Annotated in this window: 23 protein-coding genes and 1 pseudogene; 4 read left to right on the top strand and 20 right to left on the bottom strand. The window is 37.1% G+C overall.

The window, feature by feature from the left end:
* Positions 1 to 86: 86 nt before the first annotated feature.
* The 14 genes and pseudogenes from panF to FH508_RS11265 form a co-directional block, all read right to left on the bottom strand.
* On the bottom strand, positions 87 to 1,532 hold the full coding sequence (gene panF, locus FH508_RS11335) for a sodium/pantothenate symporter (protein ID WP_172771428.1): 1,446 nt from the start codon (positions 1,530 to 1,532) through the stop codon (positions 87 to 89).
* Entirely contained in the window at positions 1,532 to 1,795 is a 264-nt protein-coding gene (locus FH508_RS11330) for a YhdT family protein (RefSeq protein ID WP_172771427.1), read from the bottom strand. Before FH508_RS11330 ends, panF begins: the two co-directional genes overlap by 1 nt.
* A gap of 129 nt (positions 1,796 to 1,924) precedes the next feature.
* Positions 1,925 to 3,391 carry a class I adenylate-forming enzyme family protein gene (locus tag FH508_RS11325; RefSeq protein ID WP_172771426.1) on the bottom strand — a complete coding sequence of 489 codons (1,467 nt, stop codon included), beginning with the start codon at positions 3,389 to 3,391 and terminating at the stop codon, positions 1,925 to 1,927.
* Positions 3,392 to 3,407: 16 nt separating this feature from the next.
* Positions 3,408 to 4,139 (bottom strand): 3-oxoacyl-ACP reductase FabG, encoded by a 732-nt coding sequence (gene fabG / locus FH508_RS11320; RefSeq protein WP_172771425.1) that lies wholly within the window; start codon positions 4,137 to 4,139, stop codon positions 3,408 to 3,410.
* Positions 4,123 to 5,034: an intracellular short-chain-length polyhydroxyalkanoate depolymerase gene (locus FH508_RS11315; protein WP_172771424.1), complete on the bottom strand. Its 912-nt coding sequence runs from the start codon at positions 5,032 to 5,034 to the stop codon at positions 4,123 to 4,125. Before FH508_RS11315 ends, fabG begins: the two co-directional genes overlap by 17 nt.
* A 12-nt stretch (positions 5,035 to 5,046) precedes the next feature.
* Positions 5,047 to 6,051 (bottom strand): 3-oxoacyl-ACP synthase, encoded by a 1,005-nt coding sequence (locus FH508_RS11310; RefSeq protein WP_172771423.1) that lies wholly within the window; start codon positions 6,049 to 6,051, stop codon positions 5,047 to 5,049.
* Positions 6,048 to 7,070 carry a branched-chain amino acid ABC transporter permease gene (locus tag FH508_RS11305; protein ID WP_370635735.1) on the bottom strand — a complete coding sequence of 341 codons (1,023 nt, stop codon included), beginning with the start codon at positions 7,068 to 7,070 and terminating at the stop codon, positions 6,048 to 6,050. The genes FH508_RS11310 and FH508_RS11305 overlap by 4 nt, the downstream gene beginning before the upstream one ends.
* The gene (locus tag FH508_RS11300) at positions 7,070 to 7,942 is read right to left on the bottom strand and encodes a branched-chain amino acid ABC transporter permease (RefSeq protein ID WP_172771421.1); all 873 of its coding nucleotides are present in this window, start codon (positions 7,940 to 7,942) and stop codon (positions 7,070 to 7,072) included. Before FH508_RS11300 ends, FH508_RS11305 begins: the two co-directional genes overlap by 1 nt.
* Positions 7,943 to 7,957: 15 nt before the next feature.
* Complete coding sequence (locus tag FH508_RS11295; RefSeq protein WP_172771420.1) at positions 7,958 to 8,665, bottom strand: ABC transporter ATP-binding protein; 708 nt, start codon at positions 8,663 to 8,665, stop codon at positions 7,958 to 7,960.
* Positions 8,640 to 9,416: an ABC transporter ATP-binding protein gene (locus tag FH508_RS11290; protein ID WP_172771419.1), complete on the bottom strand. Its 777-nt coding sequence runs from the start codon at positions 9,414 to 9,416 to the stop codon at positions 8,640 to 8,642. The genes FH508_RS11295 and FH508_RS11290 overlap by 26 nt, the downstream gene beginning before the upstream one ends.
* A gap of 109 nt (positions 9,417 to 9,525) precedes the next feature.
* A pseudogene (locus tag FH508_RS11285) lies at positions 9,526 to 10,769 on the bottom strand (substrate-binding domain-containing protein).
* Positions 10,770 to 10,934: 165 nt separating this feature from the next.
* Positions 10,935 to 11,447, bottom strand: a complete 513-nt coding sequence (locus tag FH508_RS11275) for an alpha/beta fold hydrolase (RefSeq protein ID WP_370635728.1) — start codon at positions 11,445 to 11,447, stop codon at positions 10,935 to 10,937.
* Positions 11,448 to 11,731: 284 nt separating this feature from the next.
* Complete coding sequence (locus FH508_RS11270) at positions 11,732 to 14,842, bottom strand: AfsR/SARP family transcriptional regulator (RefSeq protein ID WP_228134491.1); 3,111 nt, start codon at positions 14,840 to 14,842, stop codon at positions 11,732 to 11,734.
* Positions 14,843 to 15,210: 368 nt separating this feature from the next.
* Positions 15,211 to 16,191: a diaminopimelate dehydrogenase gene (locus FH508_RS11265; RefSeq protein ID WP_172771416.1), complete on the bottom strand. Its 981-nt coding sequence runs from the start codon at positions 16,189 to 16,191 to the stop codon at positions 15,211 to 15,213.
* Positions 16,192 to 16,473: 282 nt separating this feature from the next.
* On the opposite strand from FH508_RS11265, the gene FH508_RS11260 reads away from it, so the two are divergent.
* Positions 16,474 to 16,758 carry a hypothetical protein gene (locus tag FH508_RS11260; protein WP_172771415.1) on the top strand — a complete coding sequence of 95 codons (285 nt, stop codon included), beginning with the start codon at positions 16,474 to 16,476 and terminating at the stop codon, positions 16,756 to 16,758.
* Here the strand turns inward: FH508_RS11260 and yeiL are convergent.
* Complete coding sequence (gene yeiL / locus FH508_RS11255) at positions 16,755 to 17,420, bottom strand: transcriptional regulator YeiL (RefSeq protein WP_172771414.1); 666 nt, start codon at positions 17,418 to 17,420, stop codon at positions 16,755 to 16,757. The two genes, FH508_RS11260 and yeiL, sit on opposite strands and share 4 nt — an antisense overlap.
* A 98-nt stretch (positions 17,421 to 17,518) precedes the next feature.
* On the opposite strand from yeiL, the gene FH508_RS11250 reads away from it, so the two are divergent.
* A complete protein-coding gene (locus FH508_RS11250; RefSeq protein ID WP_172771413.1) occupies positions 17,519 to 18,670 on the top strand; it encodes an MFS transporter in 1,152 nt (383 codons plus the stop codon).
* Between the two features lie 56 nt (positions 18,671 to 18,726).
* On the opposite strand, the gene FH508_RS11245 is transcribed toward FH508_RS11250, so the two are convergent.
* Both FH508_RS11245 and FH508_RS11240 read right to left on the bottom strand, forming a co-directional pair.
* Complete coding sequence (locus FH508_RS11245; RefSeq protein WP_172771412.1) at positions 18,727 to 19,911, bottom strand: oxalate decarboxylase family bicupin; 1,185 nt, start codon at positions 19,909 to 19,911, stop codon at positions 18,727 to 18,729.
* A gap of 202 nt (positions 19,912 to 20,113) precedes the next feature.
* A complete protein-coding gene (locus FH508_RS11240; protein ID WP_172771411.1) occupies positions 20,114 to 20,347 on the bottom strand; it encodes a hypothetical protein in 234 nt (77 codons plus the stop codon).
* Positions 20,348 to 20,640: 293 nt separating this feature from the next.
* Here FH508_RS11240 and FH508_RS11235 point away from each other — a divergent pair, with 293 nt between their 5' ends.
* Positions 20,641 to 21,219, top strand: a complete 579-nt coding sequence (locus tag FH508_RS11235; RefSeq protein WP_172771410.1) for a hypothetical protein — start codon at positions 20,641 to 20,643, stop codon at positions 21,217 to 21,219.
* Positions 21,220 to 21,585: 366 nt separating this feature from the next.
* Here the strand turns inward: FH508_RS11235 and FH508_RS11230 are convergent, their stop codons facing one another.
* On the bottom strand, positions 21,586 to 23,025 hold the full coding sequence (locus tag FH508_RS11230; RefSeq protein WP_172771409.1) for an aminotransferase-like domain-containing protein: 1,440 nt from the start codon (positions 23,023 to 23,025) through the stop codon (positions 21,586 to 21,588).
* Between the two features lie 100 nt (positions 23,026 to 23,125).
* Between FH508_RS11230 and FH508_RS11225 the strand changes: the two genes are divergently transcribed.
* On the top strand, positions 23,126 to 23,728 hold the full coding sequence (locus tag FH508_RS11225) for a LysE/ArgO family amino acid transporter (RefSeq protein ID WP_172771408.1): 603 nt from the start codon (positions 23,126 to 23,128) through the stop codon (positions 23,726 to 23,728).
* A gap of 327 nt (positions 23,729 to 24,055) precedes the next feature.
* Here the strand turns inward: FH508_RS11225 and FH508_RS11220 are convergent, their stop codons facing one another.
* Entirely contained in the window at positions 24,056 to 24,790 is a 735-nt protein-coding gene (locus FH508_RS11220; RefSeq protein ID WP_172771407.1) for a S8/S53 family peptidase, read from the bottom strand.
* A complete protein-coding gene (locus FH508_RS23940; RefSeq protein WP_172771406.1) occupies positions 24,742 to 25,035 on the bottom strand; it encodes a S8 family serine peptidase in 294 nt (97 codons plus the stop codon). The genes FH508_RS11220 and FH508_RS23940 overlap by 49 nt, the downstream gene beginning before the upstream one ends.
* Between the last annotated feature and the right edge of the window lie 90 nt (positions 25,036 to 25,125).

The raw sequence follows: 25,125 nt of genomic DNA, 5'->3' as shown, positions 1-25,125 counted from the left end.
GCAACCACTTGCTAACGGTTTTCTTTTTTAGCGTTATTCATATAAAAAAACCCACGAGAGAGGTATCTCTCGTGGGTTTTTGGTATTTAGATAAATATTTTTTCGTCTTTAAATTTGTTAGCTGTTAGTAAGCTTACAACAACAAAGATAATAAATGAAGCTACTATCGGGATTGTCACTGTATGCATACCAAAGATTGACGGATAAAAGCGATCAATCACAATGTATAACGTCATGCCCGTAATCATGGAAGCAATTGCGCCATATTTGTTGGCCTTTTTCCAATATAATCCTAGGACGACTGACCAAATAAAGACAGCTTCTAGGCCACCAAATGCAAATAAATTAAGCCAAACAAGTAAATCTGGTGGATTTAACGCAAATACAACGACCGCTAAACCAATTACGGTAGTGACAATAAAGCTTGCCCGCTTAATCTCCCCGTCGTTGGCAGTTGGCTTCACATAGTTTAAATAAATATCTTTCACAACGGTTGAACTAACTAACATCAGTAGTGCATTAACCGTAGACATCGTGGCTGCCATCGGTGCTGCTAAAACAATACCCGCTAAATATGGCGGTAAAACTTTTAACGTTAATAATGGCATCACTTTATCGCCAATCTCAATACCTGGCATAACTGGACGCGCTAGCACACCAATTAGATGCATGCCAAACATAATTGTCCCGATGGCGATCGTACCAATAATAATCGCTAAATGCATACTTTTTGAATCTTTATAGCTCATAGCACGTACTGCAATTTGAGGTAGACCCACTACGCCAATTCCTATTAAAATCCAAAATGTAGAAACATATAACGGCGTTAGTTCACCTTCTGCACCAAATGGAGACACTAACTTTGGATTTTCTGCCACAAGGGATGTCATAATTTGATCTATTCCCCCGCCTGCAATGATTGTCCCAATTAGTAAAATAACCGTACCAATTACCATTATCGAACCTTGTACTGTATCCGTTAAAGCGACCGCACGGAAGCCCCCAATAATGACATAAATTAATACCGATGCAGCAAAAATAAAGAGTGCCGCTGTATAATTTAAACCCGTTAAAGATTCAATTAAGCGTGCTCCACCAACCCACTGTGCCATCATTGCAGAAAATAAAAAGACAATAATACTAATTGCAGATAAAATTACAATGACATGGCTTTTATAGCGTTCCCGTAAAAAATCAATTAATGTTATTGCCTGATAACGGCGAGCAATAATTGCAAATTTCTTTCCTAATATCATTAATACAAAATAACCAGCTGGTAGTTGTGCCATCGCTAGGAGTACCCATCCAAGTCCTTTATTATAAGCGACCCCTGGTCCACCAATAAAGCTGCTTGCGCTTCCGTACGTGGCAATCATAGTCATTGCTAGGATAAAGCCACCCATTTCACGACCACCAAGAAAATATTCCTGTAAAAACGAGTTCGATGAACGGACATGTTTATTGGCCCATATACCAATACCAAAAATAATAATTAAAAAGATGAAGAGTGGAAAAATAACTTGCCAGTGCACTATTTATCCACCTCCCCGTCTTCAAAAGGTACTTCTTTGAAAAAGAATTTTAAGACGAGCCAGATTAACACAATCATAAAAGCTGTTCCAGCGATACAACTATAGAAAAACCATGCTGGGAAACCCCAAACATATGTATATTTTGTTGGGTCCCCCGAGCCTAGGCCATATGCAAAGCCGTACCAAATAGCAAAGTTGACAAGTACAAGTCCTATGCCGATGAGCGCCTCACGATGTGCAATTTTAAAGCGTTGATCTTTCAATATAGAATCCCCCTAACCTACTCTATTTTACTGGTATGTAGGTATTATGGGAAGCATTGTGAACGATTTCGGTGGTTTTATCGGCGATTTTACACATCCTATCGGCGATACCTCATATTTCATCCATCTTTAAGAGCTTTTCAATTGCATGTTAAGTGCCTTTTTGTCGATTTTCCCGACGATTGTTTTTGGTAACTCATCGATAATAATAATTTTTTTCGGAATTTTATAGTGTCCTAACTCATTTCGACAAAGAGCCTTCACTTCAGCTATTAGCGTATCAGATTGCTGTTGGCAAACAACAAATGCCGTTACAATTTCACCCCAATAATTGTCTGGCACACCGATGACAGCTGCTTCTTTTACAAGCGGGTGACGTAATAAACATTGCTCCACCTCTTGTGGGTAAATATTTTCACCGCCACTAATAATCATTTCTTTCCGACGACCGACAATATAAAAATAACCATCCTCATCCATTGTGGCTAAATCACCTGTTTTTAACCAGCCATCACAAATCGTATTGTCCGTTTCCTGCTGATTATTCCAATAAAATCTAAACATATGCCTACCTCTGACAAAGAGCTCACCTACTTCATGTGCAGTGCAATTCTTCCCATCTTTATTAATAATTTTTGCCTCAATAAATTGCATGCTTTTACCTACTGCCCCTTTTTTCGCATAGGCTTCTTCACGTGAGATATAAAAATTATTTGGTCCAGCCTCTGTTAGTCCATAGCCTTCTTTAAAATATAGTCCCTTTTTAAAAAAAGCATCGTATATAGGGAGTGGACACGGTGCCCCGCCAGATAAGAACACTTTTACAGATGGAAAACTACTTTTCTGAAAATAATCTGTTGTAATCATCGCCTGATACATTGTTGGCACAAATAAAGAAATGGTTGTTTTATAGTGATTAATTGCTCTAAGTGCTGTTTCCGCTTCGAACTTATCTCCAATAACAACCGTTCCTCCTGCCATCAGCAACGGGATAGATAGCGCATTTAGCCCACCTGTATGGAACATCGGCATATAGTTTAACGTACAGTCTTCTTCACTTAACCCCCAACTAATAATTGTATTAATTGCATTCCAATTAACAGAATTAAAGGATAGAACTACTCCCTTTGCTTTACCAGTAGTGCCTCCAGTATAAATCATTAGCCATGGTTCATTTACATCCATTTCTATCTTGCTAGGAACAGACGCTGATTGCGGTACTTGTTGGATGGGATACATATTTTTTAGTTGGATAGGACAACGAACATTCTGATCATAAAGAAGCATGGAAGGTGTAGCATCCGCAACGATTTCGCTAAGTTCCTTCGTATTGAGGCGCCAATTTAAAGGGACATAGATGAGTCCCCGTAAGCCACAAGCAAATAATATGGCAAATAGCTGTATGTTATTTCTAGCAAAAATCGCTACACGACTACCTGTCTGTAATCCTTGCTTTTCAAAAAAACTGCTCCATTTTGCAATTTCATATGTTAACTGCTGATATGTCCATTGTTCCTTTGTTTCAAGGTTTACTAATGCTAAACGATGCGGTGTTAAAGATGCACGGTTTAAAATCCAAGCTTGCTCTGCAAACATCTTAACGCCTCCTTTATTACATCATAATAGCGCCATCCACATGGAGCGTATGGCCATGGACATAGGAAGCCTCTTCAGATGCTAAAAACAAATAAGCATTCGCGATATCTCTCGGTGTTCCTAATCTTTGTAGTGGCACAATCGACCGCATTTTTTCAAGCACTGTTTCAGGCATCTTTTTAACCATATCTGTCTCCGTAAAGCCTGGTGCGACAGCATTTACGTTAATCCCTTTACGCCCAAGCTCTTTTGCCCAAGTTTTCGTCATCCCTACAATCGCAGCCTTTGTTGCCGCATAATTTGTTTGACCTACATTTCCATATACTCCGCTTACAGAGGAAGTATTAATAATTTTGCCATATCCAGCAGCAATCATATGGGGACTAACTTCTTGCGTGCAGTGGAAGACACCCGACAAATTTACATCAAGTACTTGCTGAAATTGATCTTCTGTCATTTTTGTCAACATTGCATCCCGTGTTATACCTGCGTTATTGACTAAAATGTCAATACGACCAGCGTGCACAATTACCGTTTCCACAAGTTTTTTCACACTGTCTCGATTAGCGACATCAACCTGTACAAACGTGGCATTTTCACCTAGTTGATTGGCTGCAGTATTCCCTGCATTATCATCAAAATCAGCAATAAAAACAATAGCTCCTTCTTCAATAAACCGTTCTGCAGCGGCATATCCGATGCCATTAGCAGCACCTGTAATGATTGCTACTTTATTGTGTAAGCGCATTATGTTTCCCTCCAGTTTGTAAAAATGTTTCAATTTCAAATGTAAGTTGCTGCAAATCATCAATTAGCGGAGAATGACCACAATTTTTCAAGCGAACAAATTGTGCATGTTTAGGTAAATCGAGCATTGTTTCATCATTCATTTGCTCTGTTATAACTAAATCTCGTTCTCCTCTTAACACTAAAATTGGAATGTTAATTTGTTGTACTTCATTCGTTCCTTTTGCTACTTCATTATCGATAGCACTCACATTAAATATATTTAATGCGTGGTATACTTCAGCTAAATTTCTTTGCGTCAACATGTCTTCTATATATTCATCATAGTGATCTGCTTCTGGCTTGTTCTCTGTATAAATCAATGCATCCCAAATTGTTTTTAAGCCTTGCGCATTTTTGCTATCATAGAAACCTTGTACTGTCTTAGTTTTAGATGTATCTACGAGCACTTCTTCATACGTGGCGGCCCTTTTGAATGAAGCATGATTTCCCGTTCCTAAATCACTGTAAAATGGATAGCCTCTAGTCGAAGCGGAAGCTAGTAAAATCAGCCGTTGACAATAACCAGGATAGTTCGCGACAAACTGCATACATACTGCGCCACCTGTAGACCAACCAATCATATCAAAGTGCTTTAAGGAAATCGCATCAACAAATAGCTTAATATCATCACTAAAATCTTTAATGGCAGTGATTGATTGTTGATAAGATGAACCTCCAAAACCGCGTAAATCTAGGGCGTAAATCGTGTATTTTGCATCTAAATTTTCCAACAGCATATCCCAATGCTTAGAGGAGGTCATATTGCCATGAATCAATAATAAAGTACGGTTACCCCCGTCGCGTTTACGATAAGCTATTGTTTCCCCATTTAATAGTTGAACTGTTTGTAACATTGCGCATCCTCCCTATCCCCAACGAATTGTTATTGCTCCCCAGACATAGCCTATACCAGCGCTAACAAGTGTTACAATGTCTCCATCTTCTATACGTTTTTCTTCTAATGCCAGCTGTAAAGATAAAATTTGATCGATTTGTCCAATGTGACCGTAGTTTTCTAAATAGATGGATTGTTCCTCTTGTAAGCCAAGTTCTGACAATATATACATGTGTGCAGACTTTTTCATATGAAGCATTGCTAGGTAGCGAATATTTTCTTCTCCTAATCCACTTTTCGCTAAAGATGATCGAATGACCTTTAAAAAATTATTTAATGATTTTTGTTCTAGTCTTTCCTTCATGCCAACTGGATCTAATACGTCTAATTGATATAGGTTGTTTGCTAAATGCTCAGCAGTAATTGGCTTTTTTGTTCCACCAACAGGGACTACCACATCCTCTGAAAAAGAACCATCCGTTATAATATCTGCCTCTAACAGGTGGTTTCTGTCATAATTCTTTTGTAAAACAATCGCACCACCACCCGCGCCCAAATTATACATAAAGCGTGTTCTTGGATTGCTGTAGTCTATAAAATCAACATTACGATAGCCCCCTGCTAGCAACACAGTCTGAATGGCGTCATCCGATTCCATTAAGCTTTTTGCTATTTTAAGTGCCATAATCGTCGTACCACATCGTAATTGCACGTCAAATGCCCAAGCATTGACTGCGCCAAGTTCCTCTTGCATTTTGATGGATGCTGTCCATAGCGGATATTCTTTATGTTCCTCCCCTATATAAATCACAACATCAATTGTTTTCGGCTCAATACCAGCCTTTTGGATGGCTTCCTGAGCAGCCCATATACCCATTTGCACAGTATGATCCTGTTCAGCAGGAATTGGCTTTTCCTGAATGCCCAACTTGTGGCGGATAATGTGCTCGGGAATTGACGATAGTTTGGCTATTTCATTTGCTGTCATTTTCGTTTGTGGGATATAGATACCTGTACTGACAATGCCTACAGTCATTCAAATCGCTCCTTCTCATGCGATAGTGCCGATGGTGTTTTACGTTTTTCTTTATGTTTTCCTCTCCATTTCCATTTCCATACAATAAGCCGAATCGATCCGATAATTCCCTTTGGAAAGAACAATACAGCTAAAATATAGAGAATCCCAAAGAATATTATCCATCGTTCAAATATCGGATAATCCCTCGCTAACCCCGAAAGTGCATGTTGTGCATACTCAATGACCGCTGCCCCAAGCAGTGGTCCGACTAATGTGCCTACTCCGCCAATAATCGTCATTAACAATGCATCCAATGTTATGTCCATCGTCATCACACTTGTATTCACAAAGCGGAGAGACAGTGCATAAAGAGACCCCGCTAAACTTGCTACAGTCCCTGCCACAATGGATGCGATGACTTTATAATGTAAAGTGTGAAAACCTAATGATTTTGTTCGTTGCTCATTTTCTCGCACTGCAATTAATATACGTCCTGTTGGCGACTGAACAAATCGATAAAGTGCAATAAAAATGACAACCAAACATGCTAATACAAAAAAATAAAATGTAATTCGATCTTTAAAAATTTCTGGTGCTCTAAACGTAAATCCGTCATTGCCATATGTAATGGAACGCCATTTTTCAGCAACAACTAAAAACAGTCCAGAAAAAGCGAGTGTAAGCATAGCAAAAAAGTGACTTTTTAAACGCAATGTTAGCAATCCAACTAGGAAGCTTACAAATCCCGCTAAAAACATTCCGATCACAATCGACAATAAAAAGATGGAAAGCGTCGTATCGACTTGTTTTAGCATAACGGCTGTTGTATAAGCACCAATTCCAAAGAACATCGCATGCCCAAATGACACGATGCCCGTATAGCCGAGCAATATATCGTAGCTCATTGCTAAAATACCAAAGATAAAAATTTGCGTTAATAAAATAATGAGCGTCCTCGAGTCATTAACGAAAGGAAGAAGAACGAGAATAGCTAGCATCAACACAAAACTTAGGTGTTTCCACGTCAGTTTCTTCATCATGTCGATCTCTCCTTTCCGATTGTAAATAAGCCTTGAGGTCGGAAAATTAACACGATTGCCATTAAAATCATATTGACAGCAAGCGATAACACAGGCACATAATACGCCATAAAGCTACCCGCAAGACCTACTAGAATAGCAGCAAGCAGTGAACCAGAAAAGCTTCCCATTCCCCCAATGACAACAACGATAAAGCCTAAAATTGCATATTCCATCCCCATCTCTGCATAAATAACACCTGAATAGGGGGCCATTAACATACCACTTAATGCTGCCAAAGCTGCACCTACCATAAAGACGTATAAAAATACTTGTTTAATATGAATACCAAGCGCCTGGACCATTTCTTTATCCTGTACTCCTGCTCGTACAATCAGTCCGATTTTTGTACGTTTTAGCATGTATTGGAATATGCCGAAAATAACAAAACCAACTAAAATGATAAATAATCGATATTTTATTATGATGACGTCACCTATCTCCCAGCTCCCCGCTAAATAGCTAGGCGTTTTCACCGACACACCATTTGGTCCAAAAACGACTTTAATCATCTCTTGTAAAACAAGCATTAGTCCTAAAGTTATTAAAATTTGTTGAATATGATTGCCGTATACTGGTGTAATAATAAACTTCTCCGTCAGCAAGCCTAAAATAGCACCTGCGGCGATTGCTCCTATAATGCCAATGAAAAAGCTTTCTGTGTATATATACGTAAATATTCCAGCATACGCACCCCACACAAACAATCCACCGTGAGCAAAATTTAACACATCCATCAGCCCAAAAATTAACGTCAATCCTGCTGCAAGCAAAAAGATTAACATGCCTGTAGCCAACCCGTTAATGACTAAATTTACGATTAGCTCCAATGAAACACACCTCCTTTATCCGATTCCTAGATACTTACGTTTTAATTCTTCATTGTGGATAAGATCTTTCATGTTTCCTGAATGAACTGTTCGACCATCGTCTATTAATGTGTACGTATCACCAATACGACTCGCCATAATAAAGTTTTGCTCCACAAGGACAATAGACGTTTGCTTTTTCATTTCCACGATTGCCTCCATTACTTTCTCTACAACAATCGGCGCAAGTCCTTTTGACGGCTCATCAATTAAAATTAATTTACTGTCATTAATAAATGCCCTTGCCATTGACAGCATTTGTTTTTGACCACCTGAAAGATGACCACCAGCCTTTTTCCAAAATTTCTTTAAATCTGGAAATAGCTCGAGTACATATTGCTGCCGCTCCATTGCTGCATTGTCCTCCTTGCGCATCGCCACTTTCATATTTTCCTCTACCGTTAAATCTGCGAAAATCCCTTGATTTTCTGGTACATAGCCAATACCTAATTTAGCCACTTTGTAAGTGGGACTTTTTTTTATCGACTTCATGCGAAAATTGACTTCACCTTTAGAAGCGGGTGTTAACCCCATAATTGTTTTTAAAGTAGTTGTTTTCCCTGCACCATTTCTCCCTAGTAGGACACTGACCTGTCCTTCAAACGCCTCAAAATTGACACCTTGCAAAATGTGGTATTGACCGATATGTGTATGAACGTCATTTAATTTCAGTAAGGTGTTCATCGTACAACCCTCCTAAATAGGCATTTTGAACAGTTTCATTTTGCATAATGGCTTCAGGTGTTCCATCTGCGAGAAGCTGCCCATTAAATAACACCATAATGGAGTCTGACAAATCTAAAATCATATCCATCTTGTGTTCAATAAGCAAAATCGTTTTATCACCTTTATTTTTTATCGTTCGGATTACTTCTAAAATGGCTGGTACCTCTTCTAACGACATACCAGCAGTAGGTTCATCCAGCAGTAAAATTTCAGTGTCTAGAGCAAGTAACATGGCAATTTCTAACTTTCTTTTTTCACCATGTGACAGCATTGTCGTCAGAGCATCTCTTTTATTTTCAAGCAAAACAAGCGACAATAGTTCATCCGCTTTTTCTAGAATAGCTTTGTAACTTTTATAATGACGAAACAGTTGATAGCGTATTTTTTCTTTTGATTGCACTGCTAGACGAACGTTCTCTAAAACAGTTAAATTCGGAAAAACATTTGTAATTTGAAATGAGCGTCCTAGCCCCATACGTGTCCTTTCCACCGATGATTTTTGCGCAAGTGACTGCCCTTTAAAAAACACATCACCAGTAGTGGGCTTTAACTCACCGCTTATTAAATTAAAGAATGTTGTTTTTCCTGCACCATTTGGTCCAATAATTGACTTCAAATGTTTTTCAGGCATCGTAAAGTTCACTTGATCGACTGCGGTATGGCCACCAAAACGGATTGTTAAGTTTTCTGTTCGTAAAATAGGCTCCATTTCAATCTCCTTTCTAGTGCTTCTATCACTCTTCATCTATTCTCAACAGAAATGAGATGAAGAGAGACAGAACGACGTATACTTCTGTCTCTCAATTGTTTGGAAAAGTCTAGTTCATAACAGGTGGTGCAGTTTCCTCAGGGCTTAGTTCACGAATGAGTACTGGCACTGGGTAATCGATACCCTCTTGTTGTTCTAAACGAATAGAATACATTGACTGTAAAGCTTGGTGATCTTCTTCCCGAAAAGTCATCTTCCCTTTTGGTGTTTCAAATGACATACCTTCCATAATGCCAATTAGTTTCTTTGCATCTACGTCCCCTTGTGATTTTTTCAATGCTTCTACAATTGAAATAGCAGCAGACATCCCACCTGGAGTAAATAAATCAGGTACTTCATTAAATCGTTTTTGATGCTCATCAACTAACCATTTATTCACTTCATTTTGCGGTAACGTATGATAGTAAACCGAGAATCCTTCCATGCCTATTAGCGGGTTCATAAACTTCAGGGCAATAATATCAGGCGCTCCTGTAGAAATTTTTATGCCTTTTTCTTGAATTTTAAGATCGGCAATTTGATTCCAAGGAGAGTTTGCCCCAGCCCATACGACAAATAAGTAATCTGGCTTTGCATCAATTACCTTTTGTAAATTAGAGGTAAAGTCAGTAGCAGCAGGGTCTGCATACTCCTCTAACACGATTTCTGCACCTAGTTCCTCTGCAGCTGTTTTAAATGCTTTCACACCATCCCAACCGAATGAATAATCTGGCGCAAACGTCGCAATTTTCACACCTTTGCCTGCGATGGCAGCTGCTGCTGCGTATGCATCCTGTGAGGAGTTACGCCCTGTGCGGAATATATAGTCATTAAATTCCGAACCTGTAATACTATCTGCTACCGCTGGTTCAACGACCATAATTTTTTCGTATTCTTCCGCGAGTGGTAATACAGCGAGCGTATCACCTGAGCTAGATGAGCCAACTAAGAAATCTACCTTATCATCCTCCAAAAGCTTTGTAGCCTTCTGTACGGCTACCTCAGGTTTTGTTTCTGTATCTTCATATACAATTTCAATTTTTTTACCGTTTACCTCCATGCTACCGTTTGTTGCATATTCGATGCCTAAATCAAATCCACGTTGTGTTTGCTTCCCATAGGATTCGAGGGCACCTGTCAGGGATGCAAGAACACCGATTTTAATTGTACCCCCCCAGCATCCCCCTCAGAGCCTTTGCCCTCATCATTTGAAGCAGGATCATCTGCTGAAATATCTTTTGCCCCTTCTCCATTACAAGCCACCATCATCAATGATAAAACGGCTAACAGTAACAATAACCAAACCTTTTTCATCCCAAAACCCCTTTCAAAATGAGTTGTAAAGAAAGCGCTTTCGTTGCTATGCACTTACTATATAAAAGTCCAGTTACAAATCAGTTACAAATTTTCTTTTGCATAAGTAAGGAAATACAAAAAGAGTTCGGTACAAGACCGAACTCAAGTGAAAAGTTTTTACTCCTACAAGAAAAAAGAGCGATTTGATTCGTTTACTCGATCTAGCCACTCGCTCATAAGTGTAAGAAAAATATTGGATTGTTCAATTTGTAGGTTATGACCTGCTCGATCTAAAATCGAGAAGGTCGCTCTTGGGAATAAATCTAACACATCAAAAGCATCTTTATAGCCTACAACGGCATTTTGTTTGCCTAATAAAAAGAGACTTGGTTGATGAAACATAATATTTTCTAGATGAAAAGAAAAGCCATAGCTTTGTTGAATCTTTTCTAGAAAATGTACATCTGCTATTTGGCAACCAGCTAATACTTCATTTGAATAGCGTTGCCAGTTATATTCATCAAGAACAACTTGGTTTGAACTAAAATCGTCTACTTCTTGTTTCGTTAATGTTGCTAGAAATTGCTGGTCTGCCGCTATAATCGAATGTGCAGGTACTGTGCGTTCTTGCTTTTCAGGTACAATCATCGGACAAATAAAGGCAGCACCTAAAATACGATCCCTCTGATTTTGCATAACACCTCTTGTTAAATAACCACCATAACATATCATCTGAATTACTTATGTTTTCATAGTTTTTTGTCTTGCCCATGCCTGGAAGGTCCATATATATACGACTCCAGCCATCTCTTTCTTTAAAGATCGGCTCCATACATCCTTTCATAAGCCGATGATCTGGAGAAAATCCATGTAACATAATAATGGGTATTCCTTCCCCAATCACTTCATAATAAATATTCGCATGCGTACCTTTGCAAAATGGCATATTTGCTCCTCCAATATTTCAACATATCTGTGTGCTAATTCATTATTAAATCGAATACAGCCATTGTCGGCTCCATAGGTGATGTATTGAGTTCTTTTTGTAAATTGTGCACACATTTTTCATACCATTTTAATGCAAGTGATCTGTTCCCTAATTGATAATAACTATACATTAAAAGACGGTATCCTTCCTCCCAAAGTACATCTTCTTGAACAATCTTTTCTGCATAAAAAATAGCTTGTTTAAACTGCTGTAGTCGTGTTGCATTTTGAGCTAATCGTTCAAGTACTTCAATATATAAAGTTTGCAACTTGTCACGATCTTGCGTCAGCCAATCAATTTGCTTTTTTTCAGCATACAAAACATCTTTGTAACTATCGGCAGCAATTTGCAACCACTCATTTGATAATAGTGGATCAAATTCTTCCATTCCTAATGCATAATAGTAATGAAAACGTTCGACATCGATATGCAAAAATTGAATATGCTGTAGTTGATACATATTGTTTTTACGATGAATAAAAAAGCTATCTTGACGAGCATTTCGCTTCGGTTCTAGCACTTTTAATAACGTGTTTAATACTACTTTAAAGTCACGATCTAATGTTTCTACTGAACGGTCAGGCCATAGTGCCTGTGAAATTTCCTCTTTAGGCATATACCTTTGGCGATGGCAATATAAATATACAAAAAGTTCCTTCGATTTTTCTCTCTGCCATTCTTTATCTCCTAGTTTGCGATAGTTTCTTATTAAATTTAAACTACCAAATAAATTAATTTGAATTTCTTCTGTATGATAAACAACGTTCCCTTCCATTTGGAAATAATTTCGCAACGCTTGAATCGCTGGATTATCTTCCTTCCAGCGCTCGCTATACTGTAATAGCTCGTAAAAAATCGTTAAATTCGTTGGACCGAGAATCGTTTTTCTTTGAAAAAAATATTCGTAGCCATTATCAATACAATGACTAGCAAAAAGTTTGAAATAATGTGTAAATGCGACAGTATTATTCTCTTTGAAGGCGATGACAGATTGGTAGAAAAAAACATGCATCTCCCCATATCGATCGCCACAATCGAGAAATAGCTTATGTGCTTTTAATAATATTTGGCTTGCCTCTTGCCATTCATTACATGAAATCATTACCTTCACTTCAGCAAGTAAAATAAGTGCTGTCATCCAAGCGTCTTGTACTTGTTCAGTTTCTTGTAGACCTAGTGCTAAGTATTTTCGAGCAGATACATAATCCCCAAGTGCATGTTTGGCAATCGCCAGTCCCATATACGGTTCAGCCTTTACACGTGAAATATTAATGGTATTCATTAGTGCAATGGCTTTCTCATAAGCAACACATGCGACTTCATAATTAGGATAATCTAATAACAGCAAAGCATGAGCCTTTCGATTATAGCCAACAGCCTCGATAAAAATGGACTTTTCACGCATACCCCTCCGAATACCGTGCTGTGCCGTATACCAAGCTTCTACGCCTTGACCTAATAAAGCAAAAACGAAAGATGCTAAGAGCTCACTTTCCCTATGAGTGGCAACCAATTGCGGAGGCATTTCCAATCTTTTAATCAATAGATTTTTTGCCTCCACTAATTGCCCTGTCCTTAACATAATCCGCACATCAACATTTGCTCTATATAAAACCGCTTCATTTAAATTAACTTCTTCTATAAATTGTTTTGCCTTATGCGCTTTCCCTAAATTAACTAAATTTTCAGTATACTGTCGTTGTAATTCTATATGTTCTTCCTTGCTTAATGCCGCATTTGGCGCTAATTGTAATGCTTGTTTTAAATAGGGTTCTGCTAAAGCAGGCTGAATTGTATCAAGATAAATGTGGGCTAACCCAGCCTGTGCCTTTGTCATAAAGAGTGCATCGTTGTTCCTCTTAGCAAGCTGCTCACTCATTTCGTATGCATTTTTTGCCTTTTCATAATAGGCACGATAACGGTGGCACTCCCCCTCAAAAAAATACAAACGATAAAATTTTATTTTTACATCAGCTGAAAAACGGTGAATTTTCTCTAACAGCCATTCAAACTGACCAGCTTTTACTATACTCTCCGCATGATTTTGTAGAAGCTCACCACTGAAATGTGCGTCATTTGATTTAAATGCATGGTGTAAAATGGCATGAATGTTGTTGTTATTGACATAATACAAAGCTGCCTTTTTATGTAAATTTACATAGTTTGTAGGGAATTGCTGCCACTTCATTTCTAAAAATCGGCTAAATAAAGCATGAAAACGAAAGGAGCCATTTTCAGCAACTGGTTGAATAAACAGATGCTTTTGCAATAACAGCTTTAACGTTTCTACCGTTTCTCTATTATAAAAGTCAGTAATTAATTCTACAGAGAAAGTTGGAAAAATGGCCAATTTGAGTAGGACATCTTGCTCGTAGTTACTCATCTTTAAAAATACTTCTTCTGATAAGTAGGTAAAAAGATCATTTGAATGGATCGTTAACCAGTAATCTAAGGCTTCATTGTTCCATTGCTCAGCTAGCAATGCAATGCTAATTGCCCATCCTTCTGTAATATTTAATACTTTTGATATTTCATCTTCCGTAAGATGGATTGCAGCATAATCTTCAAAGAAAACAGCAATTTCTTCATCTGTAAATGCTAAATCCGCCTCTGTAATAAAATGCGCTTTCATCTGCATTTTTAGCTTTCTAATTATATCCCAATTCGGTAATGTTCTAGAGGCAAAGATAAAATGGATATTTGGAGGTGAAAATTCAATGATTCTTTCCATTACATAGTTAATATGAAACTCATGGTCTACTAAATGATAATCATCAATAACAACCAAAAAGGAATCTTGAATCTCACATAAACTATTAACAAATAGCTTATACCACCGATTTAGTTCTTCGATTTTTGGAAAGCGTGATAGCTGATGCCATTTGTTAAATTGTTCACCAAACTGTGGTACTATTCGCTTTATACTATGAAGTAAATGTCTTAGAAAGGGTAATATATTATCGTCCTCATCTGAAACACTATACCAAGAAAATTTACTAGATTCCGCATGTAAAAATTGTGCAAGAATTGTAGTCTTTCCGTATCCAGCACCACTATGAATAAATGTACAAGTATGTCCAAGACCTTTCTTTAGTTTTTTCATTAGTGACGCTCTACGTATACAATGATTAGACGGACTAGGTGGAATACACTTTGAATGAATAATTATATCTGCTGTCATTACTTACACTTACCTCCCCCTAATTACGGTTATACGGGTCGTGACATAAATTTTATGCCATTGTTTTCGAAAGTTAAATTATTGACAGTTTACCATATACTATATGTAGTTTTACATTATTCCAATGAATTATGTGGGACAAAAGAAAAAAGAGTTAGATTGACTACACAATGGGCAATCCCTCAATAATACCAATTATATCTTTACATCTTATTCTGTATATAGTTAGTATTCTATCAAACAAAAATAATCCCGATTATCATGATCGATAATCGGGATTTTAGCTTTAATTATAGTAAATCCTTACGTAATTGCGCAGCTGATTTTGGAGATAACAGACCGAATGGAATATCAAGTACTGTTTTTGCCCCTTTGTCGCCTGCTTGGCTTAATCGGTGTGCTGCACGAGCATACGCTACAAGGACACTTGAAGTGAAGTTTGGATTACTTTCAAGTTTTAAGGAGAATTCTAGAATTTGTTTATCGTCAGCGCCACTTTCTCCACTGCGAATAACGAAACCACCATGTGGCATACCTGTATGATTAGCATTAAATTCTTCTTCAGAAATAAAGTTTACAGTTGTGTCATACTCATCGAAATAATTTGGCATTGTCACAATTTCTTGTTCCACTTTTGCCGAATCTGCACCATCTTCAAGCACTACCCAACATTCACGTGCATGTTTTTCACGTGTAGTAAGTTCTGGATTTTCGCCATTTCGAACACGTTCCACTGCATCTTTGATTGGTAATGTATATTGAACAGCATTTTTAACCCCTTCAATACGACGTACTGCATCTGAGTGGCCTTGACTTAAACCGTCGCCCCAGAATGTGTACGTTGTGCCTACTGGTAATACAGCCTCTCCTAACACACGATTTAAAGAAAATAAACCTGGATCCCAACCTACTGAAATTACAGATACTTTACCAGATTTTTGTGCTGCAGCGTCTACCGCTTCGTAAAACTCTGGAATTTTCGCATGAGTATCAAAACTGTCAATTGTATTAAACCATTGCGCAAAATGTGGTCCTTGTTCAGGTAAATCAGTTGCAGAACCACCACATAAAATCATTACATCAATGTCATCTTGGAATTTTTCAGCATCATCTACTAAATATACGTTTGCGTTACTTGCAACGCTCACTGTTGAAGGATCACGACGTGTGAAAACTGCTACTAATTCCATATCTGGATTTTGCGAAATAGCGAATTCTACACCGCGCCCTAAATTTCCATAACCGACAATACCTACTCGAATTGCACTCATTAAAATTCCTCCTCACGTTAACGTGACAATGTGAAAACATTCACGTTAAATCTAATTACAATAATACTTTGAGTTAGAAAAATTCACAATAGTTTGAGTACGTGTTTTTGTCTTGAAATTATACAAATTTTCTATGATTTCTATACATTAATGGCATGAATACGGTTACAAAATATTAAAAAATATGACGAACCTTTAAGCTTTCGTAAAAGGCTTGTAAATTAAGACTTTTTGCAATAAAGGTCTTGTACAATATAAATAACAATAAAGGGGGCATGTTGAATGAAAGGTAATGGTTATTCACTATGTAAAACAGTGGTTTTTTTAAATCCCAAAGATAACGCAATTTTCGTTTCACCATTGAGGGTTTTAGATGCAAGGTTTTCTACAAGTAAGCTCCTCAGCAATGAACGAGCAATGCAAAAAAACCCTTGTCCTGTCAATATGCCTCTATCAATTCCAATAAATGCGCGTGATATTAGCGAAACACATAGTAATTACCATAGTGAGAAGCAAATAGCACGCTGGTTTATTAAAAAAAGTGAGTACAATGAAAGCACCTTTTAATGAATTTCTTGCGCTAATCGAGAAAGCCGTTTTTCATCGACTATATGATAGCCATTTTTTTGCTTTTCCAAAATATGATCCTCACAAAATTGAGCAAGTACATATAATAAATGACGATATGATACCCCCAAATACTCACATATTTCCGTATGTTTTTCTTTATAAATTCCATTGTCAGATGATAGCTTGATAAAAGCCGCTAATCGATTTTCAAGTGGATAAGCCTGATTTTGCGTGTATTTTGATGTCATATTGGAAGCCTTCTCCCCGAGAAATACACATAATCGACGTAAAAATGGCGCATCTGCCAGCAACAAATCTTTACATCCCTGTGTTGCAATCGATAAACAAATGGTTTCTGTAACAGTTTGAATCCCTTTTGTATATCTCGCCTCATTTAGCAATTCAATTTCCCCCATAAAGCATGGTGCTTGAATATATTCAATCAAAGAAACCTTACCATTTTTATGCGTCACATATAGTTTTGCTTTGCCTTCCATCATATAGTACATCGTATCTGGAAAGCATCCTTCTTTGAAAATCCATTCTCCCTTTTCAAATTTACATATTTCAATAAATGGATGATAGTCAAAAGAGAAAAAATCATCGATATTAAATTTTTTTATATAGTAAGAACGTTCTTCACCTGTAAGTTTTTGCATTTTTTCTAAACTCCTATTCAAAAATATGAGATATCTCACATTATTGTAGCGAGGAACATGCTATTATTCAACATAGTTAAATGGAGGTACCAAATTTTATGAACAATCAACGTTGGCTTTCTCAAAGTTTCTTTACATTCTTTTTTACATGGGGCATTTTTTTACCATATTGGACAGGGTGGTTAGTCGATGCAAAACACATTACCGTATCTCAAGCTAGTGTCGTTATGGGCTGTGGTCTTTTAGCTCGAGCAACGTCCAATCTATTTTTCTTTCCCACCCTTGCAAAATACGTACACAATAAGCGCTTAACGACAATTTTAGCAATTGGCGCATTGCTAACGGCTTTACTTTACATTCCAAGTACTAGCTTTTCCTCACTTCTTTTTGTAACGATCTTATTTAGTATTTTTTATCCTGCTCTATTACCTGCCGTAGAAAGCAGTGCAGCAACACTTGTGCAACATGGTAACGTCCATTACGGTAAAAGTCGCTCTTACGGTTCATTTGGCTTCGTTATTGCGGTACTTATTATTAGTATGTTAACAGGTGTTTTTGGTAAACAAGTTATTTTCTGGAGTATGATTCTAGGCATAATTGGTATGTTATTAATGCAACAATTGGCCACACCAAAAGAATTACTCATTGTTCCAACGAAGGAACAACGAGCGCAATCACTTTCAATGAAAACATTATGGACTCTTAAAGGTTTCCCTATTGTGTTATTTATCGTGATTTTATTACAAGGTGCACATGCTTCCTACTATAGCTATGGCTATATTTATTTAGAAGATTTACACGTGGATCCATTCTATATGGGGATGATTATTAACATTGCAGTTATTTGTGAAATTTTATATTTTATGAAGGCTGATACGCTGTTTAAAAAATGGCGCTCTTCTTCTTTATTATTGCTAGCGGCTAGTGGCTCATCATTACGTTGGTTACTTATCTTCCTATTTCCAAACGTTTGGGTATTTATCGGCTCGCAAATATTACATTCTCTATCATTTGCGCTTGCGCACTATGCCTTTATCGGTTATTTAACGAAAAACTTACCGAAAGAGCAAATTCCAAATGCACAAGGTATCTATTCAGCACTGGCAATGGGTTTAAGTACCGCCATTCTTACATTTTTAGGTGGCTATTTATACGAAATTTCCCCTGGTCTTGCCTTTGCCGCGATGTTGATTTGTACTGTGCCAGCAATCGGGATATTGCTAGCTACTCGAAATAAATTCCATTATTAAAAAGCAAGCAGGTGATGAAAGACTATGTATCTTTCTCCACCTGCTTTTCTATATGCTTATCTTGGATAATAAGAAAATCCAGGATATTTGACTACTGGCCATTTTTCCTTTCGTAATGCATTGAGAAGTTCAGGACCAACCTGTAAATTGCTTTTTACTAATTCAGATGGTGTAAGCGCCATCCATTGATTTAATGAAACATCCTGGAATCGATCACTTTTAAATATTTCAAGGAACCATAACGTTTCAGTCCCCGTATTCTCAATATAGTGACCATTTGCAAACGGCACGTAGCCGACATCTCCCGCTCGATAATCAAAGGTTCTAGCTGTACCGTTTCCTGCAAACACGGTCATACGTCCTGTTCCTTGAAGGTAATATTGCCATTCATCATTATTCGGATGCCAATGTAGCTCTCTCATCGCACCAGGCTCAATCTCGACGAGTGCCGCGGCAATAGCTTTGGAAATTGGAAAATTCGTGGAATCGACAATTCTCACACTGCCACCAGACGTTTTAATTGGCGTTTGAGCAAGCAGACGATGTTTAAATGATAGAGGAACCTTACCATAGGGAGATTGTACTTGCTGGGTTTCAATAGGTCCAGGGACTTTATCTTGATAAATGTAAACTTGTTCTTTTGGTATATGATTAAAAGCACTCATCGGAACACCAAAATTAGACGACAACACATCTTTCGGCGTATGCGCAAACCAGTCAGATATAGATAATGTGTTTAGATCTGAAAAATGCCCATCGTCAAACACTAATAGAAATTCACAGCCATCTTCAAGCCCTTGAATGGAATGAGGTATACCTGGCGGGAAATACCATAAATCGCCTGGTCCAACATCGGCAATAAAATTATGCCCATTTTGATCGACGGCAGTAATGCGAGCATGACCAAGAAGCATGTAGGACCATTCCGCCTGTTGATGCCAATGAAGTTCACGCACTCCACCAGGTGTCAAACTCATATTGACGCCTGCCAATGTAGTGGCAATTGGCAAATCTCGCACAGTAATTTCTCTAGACCATCCACCATTATTTAACGTCATATGAGTATCAGAAAAGGAAAATTTCAAGTTCGGTAATAGACCTGCATCTGTTATTGGTGGAACTAGCATATCTGGATTTTCTAAATCCCGCATAATATCTCGCGGCCCTTTATCCACCCCGCCCGCACCATCATTGCGAATAGGCTGCGGAACATAATAATAGCCCTCTGGCTTGTTATCCAACTATTCACCTCTTCATCAAGTAGTCATTATATAAAATGTATGATGCATCATTTGTTTTATTCTTTTAATGTAAGGTTCAGCACTTGTAATGAGTCCATCATTAAAATAGCCCCACTTTCACCTAAGCTGGTAAAAGTGGAGCTGCAAAAGTTCTTTCTTTTGTGATGATATTTGACCCTATATGTATTTGCATTTTAATAGATTACTCATTCATTCTATGATGAGAAAAGCCTCTAACCAAGAAAAGAATACCTACGATAAAGAAAATTAAACTGAAAAGAAATAACACGTAGCCCGAATCAAAAAATGAATGATAGAAAGATTCCTTACTTGCATACGATAAATTTGAGACTAGGATAGCCGTCACAATATATTGTGTTGAAATGAAAATTGCTGCGATAAGTAAAAACAGTGAACCTACAATTTTGTCTTCCATAATACACTCCCCTTTAATTTATAAGAAAGTTAATATTATCCTTATTAAATACGATATAAACGGAATTTTCAATAAAAGTTGAAATTTCTCTGATTTTTCTTAAAATTAACTATATAACAACCATTAAACGGGAGGAATATATATGAAATTTCAGCTTTTAACCGCTTAATAGTTTTAAATTTTTATCATCGCTTTCCTTATCGCCTCAGCTATTCAATTAACTAAAAGGCATCATAATGCCAACACCACTATTCCATATGGAAGTAAATTAATGAAAGGAGAAGAGGAATAGGATGTTTTCGAAAAAAAAGTCGATTGTAACGATTGTTTCAATGTCTTTAATTTCAAATTTAGTTATTTTGCCATTTAACCTTAGTGAAGCTAAAGCTGTGGAAAATAAAACTATAGAAGATGCTACTGACAATGTCATATTTTCTGAACAACAGCTTGAAGAAGCTCAGATTATAACAGATCATGTATCTTTCGAAAGAAAAAATGGTGTTGGTGTTTTTACACTTTCTAATATCGCAGAGATGGAGATAAAATTACAAAACATTAATTCTATTATTACTGCTGAGGAGATTAATTTAGCAATTGCTGACATAAATACTAAATTAGCTGAAGAAAACGGAAATGGTGAAACGACAGAATTACTAGTTAAATCTAGAAATCTTATTCAATATGGAACTGCGAATGCACCACGTATCGTAAAAAGATCATGTAGTAAATGGTTAGGAGGCTTAGGTCTTGCCCATGCTGCAGCTGTTTCAGGAGCTGGTGTATTATTAGGTATTTCAGGACCAGTAGGTTGGACAGTTGGGACTGGTATTGCTGCGGCTTACTATTTGGGGTCACTTGCATGTCCAAACTAAAAATTTTTTTGAAAACATACCTACTTTCTGTTAATTTTTCAACTATCTTTCTATTTACGTGTCTAACCATCTATCATATCACACAAACCATCTACCCTACTGTCATACTTTTTATTCTAATGGTGTTAAACATATTTACCTTTGAATATTTTTTGAGTCGTAAATACAATACTCCACAAAAAAGAGCAATTCCAGCGACATTCTATTTTATAGTAACTGGCATTCTATCCTACTTAGGTTTTTTGCACATAATGGATAAGTAATTGTAGATACTGGCCAATTAATATATCAGAAAAAAGCGTTTTGCTTCTTTTTTACAAGATACAAAACGCTTTTTTATATCCCTCAATATACATGTGAGATTTTTTAGTACAATTTTTTCACATGAGACTTTGCCACTTGAACCATCATCTCTATCCCATATTGCAATTCTTCTCGTGATGCATAAGCATATGAAAGTCGGATATGCTGGTTATCTTGCGCATCATAAATATAGCCAGGATTGATAAGAACATTCAACTGCAATAACTTCATAAAAAATGCTTTATCTACAAGCGGAGCATTAAATTTTAGCCATATATAAAAACCTCCTTTTGGTTGTTGCCAACTCGCAATGTCCTTCAATTTTTCATGTAATAAGTTCTCAACAAAATTTGCCCGCTGCAAAAGCTCATGGCGTAAGCCTTCAATATGGCGTTCATATTTACCTGATTGCAGCCAGTGCAACACAATTTCCTGTGAAATGGCACTAGAACCATAGTCAGTTTGCATTTTTATATCTGCTAATCGTTCAATTACTGTTGTTGGTCCGATTAACCAGCCAATGCGTAGTCCTGGGCTGAGTGTTTTTGAAACACTGCCAATGTATAAAACTTGTCCACTATCATCCATTGATTTAATCGCTGAAGATTCCTCTTGAAAAAGTAATTCATGATAGACATCATCCTCAATAATAGGAATACGAGATTGTTTGCATGCCTCGTAGAGTTGCCTTTTTTCTTGCGAAGTCCACACTTCTCCAGTTGGATTATTTAATGTAGGTACCGCATAAAAAACAGCCTGTCTTTTTCTTTTCTTGTGCATTAATGATTGGGCGAGTTGTTCATCACGATCGATTGCCATCATTTGCATGCCGACAGATTGGAATGGATGAACTGAATTTAAATAGGACGTTTTTTCTTGAAATACAATGGAACCTTGCTCTAGCAAACCGACCGCAACGAGCTGCAATGCTTGTAATGCACCTGAAACGATACAAACATTTTCAGGTTCAGCCTGTATGCCTCTTTTTTGTACATATTGGCAAATGGCTTCCCGCAATTGCATGTTACCTTGCGGAGATGAATACCCTAAAGCTTTCGGCTGTAGGGATAACTCCTTTAAGGATGCCTCCATTTCGCTCGTTGGCAAAAGGCTTGGTGCAAGCTCTCCAGTTCCTAAGCGAATAATATCATCTCGTTGCTCGTATTCATTGATCAATTGAATCGTATGGTAATTTGGTTTGTGAAGACTCGTTTCAATGAATATTTGCCAATTTGGTTGTCTTTGCTTAACTAATGAATGCCAGGAAGAATTTGCAACATAAATACCTGAACCTACCGTCGTTTCAAGTATGCCTATAGCTTTTAATTCCTCTAATGCCTGCTGAACAGTACTTCTGTTAACCCCTAATTGCAATGCAAGTTGTCTTTGCGTTGGTAGCTTCGTTCCTGCAACCCAATCCCCTCGCTCAATGCGCTCTGTTGCCCATGCTACAATTTGTTGCTGTAAAGTCCTATCCCCATGTCTGGTTGGTTGCCAATTCATATTTTCACCTCATAAATTGGGTGGGTGAAATACCATCCAATTGGTCGTTTTCTTATAGTTATATCATAGGTAGAATGTGTATTGGAAGGAGGGATTGTCATTGGAGGCATTTCTACATGGGATGCTATTAGCATTCGGACTTATTTTACCTCTAGGTGTGCAAAACGTCTTCGTTTTTACACAAGGAGCTACACAACAACGTTTAATGCTTGCCTTACCAGCTGCTATTACGGCAGCTCTTTGCGATACTTTATTGATTTTGCTTGCTGTTTTTGGGTTATCAGTTATTGTTTTGCAATTTGAATGGCTACGTATCGCTTTAATGTGCGTTGGTATCGTGTTTCTGTTATACATCGGCTATAGTATTTGGCGCTCGACAGCAACCACTAGCGAAAAGAGCGAAGCAATGCCTGTCAAAAAACAAATTGTATTTGCGCTGTCTGTTTCGTTATTAAATCCACATGCTATTTTAGATACAATCGGCGTGATTGGCACTAGCGCATTAAAATATAATGGCACAGAACAAATACTCTTTACTGCTGCATGTGTGCTCATTTCGTGGTTATGGTTTTTCGGTCTTACACTAGCTGGTGCTTCTTTTAAAAAGCTCGATAGCTCTGGCAAGCAGATGAACATCTTAAATAAATGCTCAGCAATCTTTATTTGGGCAACCGCTATTTATTTACTGAGTGGTTTACTTTAATCTGGTACATAGTTTAGAGATACATTTTATAATAAATAGTTGCTGTAATTGCATTGATTTAACAATGTTTTGCGTTTTATTAATCAAGTTTTAATGAGCTTACTTTGTGAGTGGACCTAATAAATAGGGAATTCAAGAGTCGTCGTATTTTAGAAGTTAGTTTTAACCAATAGGTTCATCCATGGTTGGTTTTCGCCTCTACACATTCCATAAAACACAGATATAGCGGAGCGAAGGGGCGGATAACCATACAATTACCAAACAGTCTGACCATAAATCTACTCATTACCTACTATTTATCAAAATCTAGAAGTAACTTTCGAAATTTTATGATATTGATTCATTTAAAAGATTTAATAAATTATATGTATTAATCTCTTGAAGATTAATACAATTCGCATTTTCATCTTTTGCTTTATAACTTTTCTTTAAGTAATAGTTAATTATTTCAATACTTGGTTTTTCTCCGTTCAACTCTAAAAAATAACTAATGAAAAGTGCAATTGTTCCACTAAAATGTGCACAAGAAATACTTGTTCCATAACTTATAGTATAGCCCTGCGGGAGGCCCAAATTTTTTCTTAAAGGATCTATGTTTTTTAAATGTTTTGGATAGGTTGTAATGATAACTTGCGTGGGATCATTAGTATCAAACCATTCCCCTCCCGGAGCAAGCAAACATTTATCACTGTAATTTGAATATGTTGAGAGTTCACCTAATTTATTGCTAGCTGCAACTATGTAAACACTGGGGTTAAACCCTAACATATGTAATTCTGGGTGGACATCTAAATTAATTTTAGTGTTACCTGCAGAAGTAATAATTAATATATTTTTATTAGTGGCCTCTTCTATCAATTGATTAATAATATTCAGTAAATTGGTATCATTAGTTTTTATAAACATTGAAAGACTTATATTTATTACATCTACATTACAACTTATTGCATATTTAAATGCTTGTAAGAAGAGTCTTAATTTAAACTTTTTATTATCCGTTATTTTGCAAATAATCAAAGAAATATATTGGGGGCTAAACCCGTTAAAATCCCATTTCCACAAATAATTCCAGCAACCATAGTTCCATGACCATCGTAGTCCATTATATTTGTATGTTCACCGACAAAACTTCTCGAATTTTGAAAGTCTATGTTAGAAAGTAGATTTTCATGCGTATAGTCTATTCCACTATCGATAATAGCCACTTTAATTTCAGAACTTCCTTTTGAAAAATTATAAACTTCCCCATTTTTTGTTAACTTAGAAATATTCCACTGGTATTTGAACAGTGTACTATTATCAGACATTATTCGTCTCAAAAAAGAGGTGTATTTTACGGGAAAGTTCTTGCTTTTCCTCTCGATTTCTTATATTTGCGTTTAAAATTAGCCTGGATA

This window comes from Lysinibacillus sp. CD3-6 (assembly GCF_006351725.2).
GTDB lineage: Bacteria > Bacillota > Bacilli > Bacillales_A > Planococcaceae > Lysinibacillus.
Note: the sequence above shows the minus strand (reverse complement) of the source record. Positions and strands in the feature narration are given on the sequence as shown.

Bases quoted from the DNA above. Each gene is read 5' to 3' on its own strand.
- FH508_RS11325 (WP_172771426.1), bottom strand. From the start codon at position 3,391: ATGTTTGCAGAGCAAGCTTGGATTTTAAACCGTGCATCTTTAACACCG.
- fabG (WP_172771425.1), bottom strand. From the start codon at position 4,139: ATGCGCTTACACAATAAAGTAGCAATCATTACAGGTGCTGCTAATGGC.
- FH508_RS11315 (WP_172771424.1), bottom strand. From the start codon at position 5,034: ATGTTACAAACAGTTCAACTATTAAATGGGGAAACAATAGCTTATCGT.
- FH508_RS11310 (WP_172771423.1), bottom strand. From the start codon at position 6,051: ATGACTGTAGGCATTGTCAGTACAGGTATCTATATCCCACAAACGAAA.
- FH508_RS11305 (WP_370635735.1), bottom strand. From the start codon at position 7,070: ATGAAGAAACTGACGTGGAAACACCTAAGTTTTGTGTTGATGCTAGCT.
- FH508_RS11295 (WP_172771420.1), bottom strand. From the start codon at position 8,665: ATGAACACCTTACTGAAATTAAATGACGTTCATACACATATCGGTCAA.
- FH508_RS11290 (WP_172771419.1), bottom strand. From the start codon at position 9,416: ATGGAGCCTATTTTACGAACAGAAAACTTAACAATCCGTTTTGGTGGC.
- FH508_RS11275 (WP_370635728.1), bottom strand. From the start codon at position 11,447: ATGCAAAATCAGAGGGATCGTATTTTAGGTGCTGCCTTTATTTGTCCG.
- FH508_RS11270 (WP_228134491.1), bottom strand. From the start codon at position 14,842: ATGAAAAAACTAAAGAAAGGTCTTGGACATACTTGTACATTTATTCAT.
- FH508_RS11265 (WP_172771416.1), bottom strand. From the start codon at position 16,191: ATGAGTGCAATTCGAGTAGGTATTGTCGGTTATGGAAATTTAGGGCGC.
- FH508_RS11260 (WP_172771415.1), top strand. From the start codon at position 16,474: ATGAAAGGTAATGGTTATTCACTATGTAAAACAGTGGTTTTTTTAAAT.
- yeiL (WP_172771414.1), bottom strand. From the start codon at position 17,420: ATGCAAAAACTTACAGGTGAAGAACGTTCTTACTATATAAAAAAATTT.
- FH508_RS11250 (WP_172771413.1), top strand. From the start codon at position 17,519: ATGAACAATCAACGTTGGCTTTCTCAAAGTTTCTTTACATTCTTTTTT.
- FH508_RS11240 (WP_172771411.1), bottom strand. From the start codon at position 20,347: ATGGAAGACAAAATTGTAGGTTCACTGTTTTTACTTATCGCAGCAATT.
- FH508_RS11235 (WP_172771410.1), top strand. From the start codon at position 20,641: ATGTTTTCGAAAAAAAAGTCGATTGTAACGATTGTTTCAATGTCTTTA.
- FH508_RS11230 (WP_172771409.1), bottom strand. From the start codon at position 23,025: ATGAATTGGCAACCAACCAGACATGGGGATAGGACTTTACAGCAACAA.
- FH508_RS23940 (WP_172771406.1), bottom strand. From the start codon at position 25,035: ATGTCTGATAATAGTACACTGTTCAAATACCAGTGGAATATTTCTAAG.